Source organism: Phenylobacterium sp. (assembly GCF_046590535.1).
Classification (GTDB): domain Bacteria; phylum Pseudomonadota; class Alphaproteobacteria; order Caulobacterales; family Caulobacteraceae; genus Phenylobacterium.
The window spans coordinates 1-4,697 of record NZ_JBKJTG010000001.1; the positions used below are offsets into that span (position 1 = coordinate 1).

Below are 4,697 nucleotides of genomic sequence, written 5' to 3' on the forward strand. Positions count from 1 at the left end.
GTCTTCTGCCGGTCGGCCAGCGTCGCCTCGGCCCGCACCCACCGCGATACAACCGAGCGCTTCGACCACAGGACCACCACCGCTTTGGCGCTGCGCAGCGCCTCCTCAGTTACCTGATCGTAGGCCTCGCCGGAACGCAGCGCCGCATCCCACCACACGGCCAGCCCGTCAGCCTCGAAGGCTTCGGCGAACTGCCGCGCATCGGCTTGATCCTCGCGGTTGTAGGACAGGAAGACGTCAGGCACTGCGACACCTCGAGGGAGACAAGCCCAACTGGGAACGCGTACCGTTGCGGGGCAGATCGATGCCTGTCCGCGTATTTTTCCGCCCCGACCGCAAGCTATCTGTTGCGGAAAGCTTGGACAACCATCCAGGCTGGGCGTCGGCGCGCTATGGCTGCGCGGCCCTGCAATCGGCGAGGCCGGGCCACGCCTCGCTATCCTGCGAGGTTCACCCATCTATCCGGTCTAAAACGTCACCCACCCATCCGCTGGACATTGTGGCTCGGTCTAGCGGTCCTGCGCGGTCTCGCGGACCCGGACGATCAGGGACTGGCTGGCGGTGGCCATCAGTTCGCCGTCCTGGGCGAACAGGGACATGGCGCCATGGGCGAAGCCGCCGTGGACCCCCTGGATGTGGATGTCGCACAGCACCCACTCGGTGGGGACGATCCGGCGGACCCGCAGCGTGTTGTCGAGGCTGTTGCCGCCGGCGTTCTTGCCCAGCGCATTGCCCAGGCCCGAGGGCACGAAATCGGCCATGACCGCCAGCATGGAGGCGTCCACGGCGAACCGTTCGCGGGGCCGGATCCACAGGAGCGAGCGGCCGTCGTCTTCCGGCTTGCCATCGCGGTCGCGGCCGTAGCGGCCCTTGACGACGCGCACCTCGATGCGGCTGTGCAGGCCCTGGCTGTCGCCGCGCCAATGGTCGGCGGGGTCGCAGTCCTCGGGCCGGGGCGCGTCCGGCATGACCACCCACTGGCGCGACAGGTCGCTGGGCCGCTCGCCCAGGGCGGCGTTGACGGTGAATATCTCCTTGTCGTCCACGTGACCCACCACCCGGGCCTGGCTGTTGTAGCGCCCCGCCGCCAGGACCCAGACGTCCAGGTCCACCACGCTGGGGGGCCGGGCGTAGGACAGGTACTGCGCCGTGGCCCAGATCACCGGCCGTCCACAGGTGCGCTCCATGGCCCCGATGGCCGAGGCCAGGCCCACCCCTCCGAACATGAACAGGTTGTCGGTGGGCCCGACGCAGACCGCGGGCGTGAGCGGCATGTACCAGCGGTGCGGGTTGTGGGTGGCCCGCAGGTCGAAGAACAGGTCGGTCATGAGGCTAGTAGTTGACCCGCGTGGAGATGGCCCCGTCCACCAGCAGGTTGATCCCCGTGGTGAAGCCCGACCGCGGGCTGGCCAGGAACACGGTGGCCGAGGCGATCTCCTCCGGCGTGGCCATGCGCCCGGTGGGGTTGCGCTTGATCATCTGGGCGAAGAAGCCGGGATGGTTGTCGCGCACATCGCCCCAGACCCCACCGTCGAACAGCACCGTGCCGGGCGAGACCACGTTGCAGCGGATCGGCTTGGCGGCGTTCTCCCGGGCCAGGCCCTTGGCGTAGTGGATCAGGGCGGCCTTCATGGCTCCATAGGCCGAGGCGCCGGTGGCCTCCGCCGCCGACACCGACGAGGTAATGATGAAGGCGGCGTCGCCGTTGGCTGCGGCGGCCTTTTCCAGGAAGGGCTTGGCCGCCTCGAAGCTGCGCACGGCGCCCAGCATGTCGATGTCGAACATCGCCTGCCAGTCCTCATCGCGCACGCCCTGGACCAGGGCGCTGGCGTTGGAGACCAGCACGTCGATGCCGCCCAGGGTCTCGCCGGCCTGGGTGATGAAGGCCTTGAGCGCCGGCCCGTCGGCGATGTCCGCCGCGGCGCCCCAGGCCTCCGCGCCCGAAGCCTTCAGCGCCTGCACGACGGCCTCCACCTGCGCCCCGTCCCGGGCGCAGATGGCCACCTTGGCGCCCTCCGCGGCGAAGGCCTCGGCGATGGAGCGGCCGATGCCCCGCGATCCGCCGGTGATCACCGCGGTCTTGCCGGTCAGCTGCAGGTCCATGGTCACGCTCCTAAGGTTGCTGGGACTTGCCATAGCCGCCCGCACGCCGCCGCGCTATGGCGGGGCATGCGCCACGTCGCGATGATCGAAGCGCCCTGGCGCGCGCCGGTGGCGGTGCTGGCCGGCCTCGCCGACCGACCGTGGAGCCTGGCGTTCCTGTCGGCGGGCGCAGGCTGGTCCTATGTGCTGGCGGAGCCGGACGCGGTGCTGGCAGTCCCGGCCGACGATCCGCGGGACGCGTTCCAGGCCCTGGCGGCCTTCGCTGGACCGGGGGGCGAGACCCTGGCGGACGGCCCGCCCTTCCAGGGGGGCGTCGCCGGCCTGCTCAGCTACGACCTCGCCGACCGGGTGGAGCCGCTGGGCCTCGGCCGGCTGGACGGCTGGCCGGACATGGCCTGCGCCCGCTACCGCGCCCTGCTGGCCTTCGATCACGACGCGGGCCGGATGTTTGCGGTGGGACGCGGCGAGACGCCGGCCGAGGCGCAGGTGGCTGCCCATCGGGCGCTGGCGTGGACCGGCCTCCCCGCCCCCGGTCCCCAGCCGCCGGCCTGCCGGCTCGAGCCCGACGACCCGCAGGCCTATGAGACGGCGGTGGCGGAGGTGGTGGGCCGCATCCGCTCAGGCGAGATCTTCCAGGCCAACATCGCCCGTCGCTGGCGGGGCCGGCTGGGGCCGGGCGCGCGGCCCTTCGACCTGATGGCCGGGCTGGCGGCGGCGAGCCCCGCGCCGTTTGCGGCCTACCTGCGGCTGCCCGGCCGGGCGGTGGTCTCCAACTCGCCGGAGCGGTTCGTGCAGGTAACGCGACGGGGCGACGACCTGGTGGTCCGCACGCAGCCGATCAAGGGCACCGCGCCGCGGGGCGCCACGCCGACGCAGGACGCGGACCTGGCGCAGGCCCTGAGCGCGTCGGCCAAGGACCGCGCCGAGAACCTGATGATCGTCGACCTGATGCGCAATGACCTGGCCCGGGTCTGCGCGCCGGGCAGCGTCGAGACGCCGGGCCTGTTCAAGGTCGCCAGCTTCGCCAACGTCCACCACCTGGTCTCCACGGTGACCGGCCGGCTGGCGGCCGGGCGCAGCGCCGTGGACCTGCTGCGGGCCGCCTTCCCGCCCGGCTCGATCACCGGCGCGCCCAAGGTGCAGGCCATGAAGGTGATCGCCGGGCTGGAGGCGCCGCGGGGCCCGTTCTTCGGCGCCATGTTCCACCTGGGCGCGGACGGCGGCCTGGACTCCAGCGTGCTGATCCGCACCGCGGCCTTCGTCGAGGATGCCTGTGGCTGGCGCGTCGAGGCCCGCGCCGGGGCCGGCATCGTCGCCGACAGCGATCCGGCGGCCGAGCGGCAGGAGACGGAGACCAAGATCGCCGCCCTGGCTCAAGCGCTTGGTCGCGCTTTCTGACACCGAACCGGCGGCCACTTCGGCGCAAACCGCTCGGTCAGCCAGCAAACAAGTCCGCGTAGCGGTCGCGCAGCAGATTCTTCTGCACCTTGCCCATGGCGTTGCGCGGCAGGTCGTCGACGAAGATCACCCGCTTTGGGGTCTTGTAGGCGGCCAGCGTGCGGCGGGCCTGGGCGATCATCGCCGCCTCGTCGCCGGCCCCCAGCACCACGGCGACCACGCCTTCGCCAAAGTCCGGGTGGGGGACGCCGATCACCGCGCTCTCGGTGACGCCGGCCAGCGCGTCGAACAGCAGTTCAACCTCCTTGGGATAGACATTGTAGCCGCCGGAGATGATCAGGTCCTTGGCCCGCCCGCTGATCCAGACGCGGCCGTCGGGGTCGCGGCGGCCCACGTCGCCGGTGATGAAGAAGCCGTCGGCGGTGAACTCCTCGGCGGTCTTCTGCGGCATCCGCCAGTAGGCGGAGAACACGCTGGGCCCGCGGATTTCGATGACGCCGGTCTCCTCCGCGCCTGCGATCCGCAGCTCGACGCCCGGCAGGGGGTACCCGACGCTGCCGGCGATGCGCTCGCCCGCCAGGGGGTTGGTGGTGATGATCACCGCCTCACTCATGCCGTAGCGCTCCAGGATGCGCTGGCCGGTGCGCGCCTCGAACTGCGCAAAGGTCGAGGGCAGCAGGGGCGCCGAGCCGCAGACGTAGAGGCGCACCCCCGCCGCGCGCTCAGGGGTGAACGCCGGGTTGGCCAGCAACCGGGTGTAGAAGGTCGGCACCCCCATCATCACCGTGGATCGGGCAAGCCCGGCCAGCACCTCCTCGTCGGAAAACTTCGCCAGCCAGACCATCGGCGCGCCGCTCAACAGCGCGCAGTGCAGGGCCACGAACAGGCCGTGGACGTGGAAGATCGGCAAGGCGTGCAGCAGCACGTCGGCGGGGGTGAAGCCCCAGGCCTCATGCAGGGCGACCGCGTTGGCCGCCAACGCCCCGTGGCTGAGCATGGCGCCCTTGGAGCGCCCGGTGGTGCCGCTGGTGTAGATCAGGCAGGCGAGGTCGGCGGCGTCTCGCGGCACGGATTGCGTGAGCGGTGCGTGGCTCTCGCTGGCGGCGACGTAGCCCTGCGGATCGGTTATCAACACCGCGGGTTCGGCGTCCTTGAGGAAGACGTCCACCTCGGCGGGGGTGTAGGCGGCGTTGAGC

5 protein-coding genes are annotated in these 4,697 nt (G+C 71.4%); 1 reads left to right on the forward strand and 4 read right to left on the reverse strand.

All coding sequences use genetic code 11. The features are described from left to right. The 3 genes from ACLL81_RS00005 to ACLL81_RS00015 form a co-directional block, all read right to left on the reverse strand. Positions 1-245 (reverse strand): toll/interleukin-1 receptor domain-containing protein (locus ACLL81_RS00005; protein WP_411286296.1); only part of this gene is annotated, 245 nt, incomplete at its 3' end. A gap of 264 nt (positions 246-509) precedes the next feature. Beyond that, positions 510-1,328, reverse strand: a complete 819-nt coding sequence (locus tag ACLL81_RS00010) for an acyl-CoA thioesterase (RefSeq protein ID WP_411286297.1) — start codon at positions 1,326-1,328, stop codon at positions 510-512. A 4-nt stretch (positions 1,329-1,332) separates the two neighbouring features. Then, positions 1,333-2,103, reverse strand: coding sequence for an SDR family NAD(P)-dependent oxidoreductase (locus tag ACLL81_RS00015; RefSeq protein WP_411286298.1), 771 nt, complete (start codon positions 2,101-2,103; stop codon positions 1,333-1,335). Positions 2,104-2,169: 66 nt separating this feature from the next. On the opposite strand from ACLL81_RS00015, the gene ACLL81_RS00020 reads away from it, so the two are divergent. Beyond that, complete coding sequence (locus tag ACLL81_RS00020; RefSeq protein WP_411286299.1) at positions 2,170-3,501, forward strand: anthranilate synthase component I family protein; 1,332 nt, start codon at positions 2,170-2,172, stop codon at positions 3,499-3,501. Positions 3,502-3,538: 37 nt separating this feature from the next. On the opposite strand, the gene ACLL81_RS00025 is transcribed toward ACLL81_RS00020, so the two are convergent. Continuing rightward, positions 3,539-4,697: AMP-binding protein (locus tag ACLL81_RS00025; RefSeq protein WP_411286300.1), on the reverse strand; the 1,159-nt coding region annotated here is incomplete at its 5' end.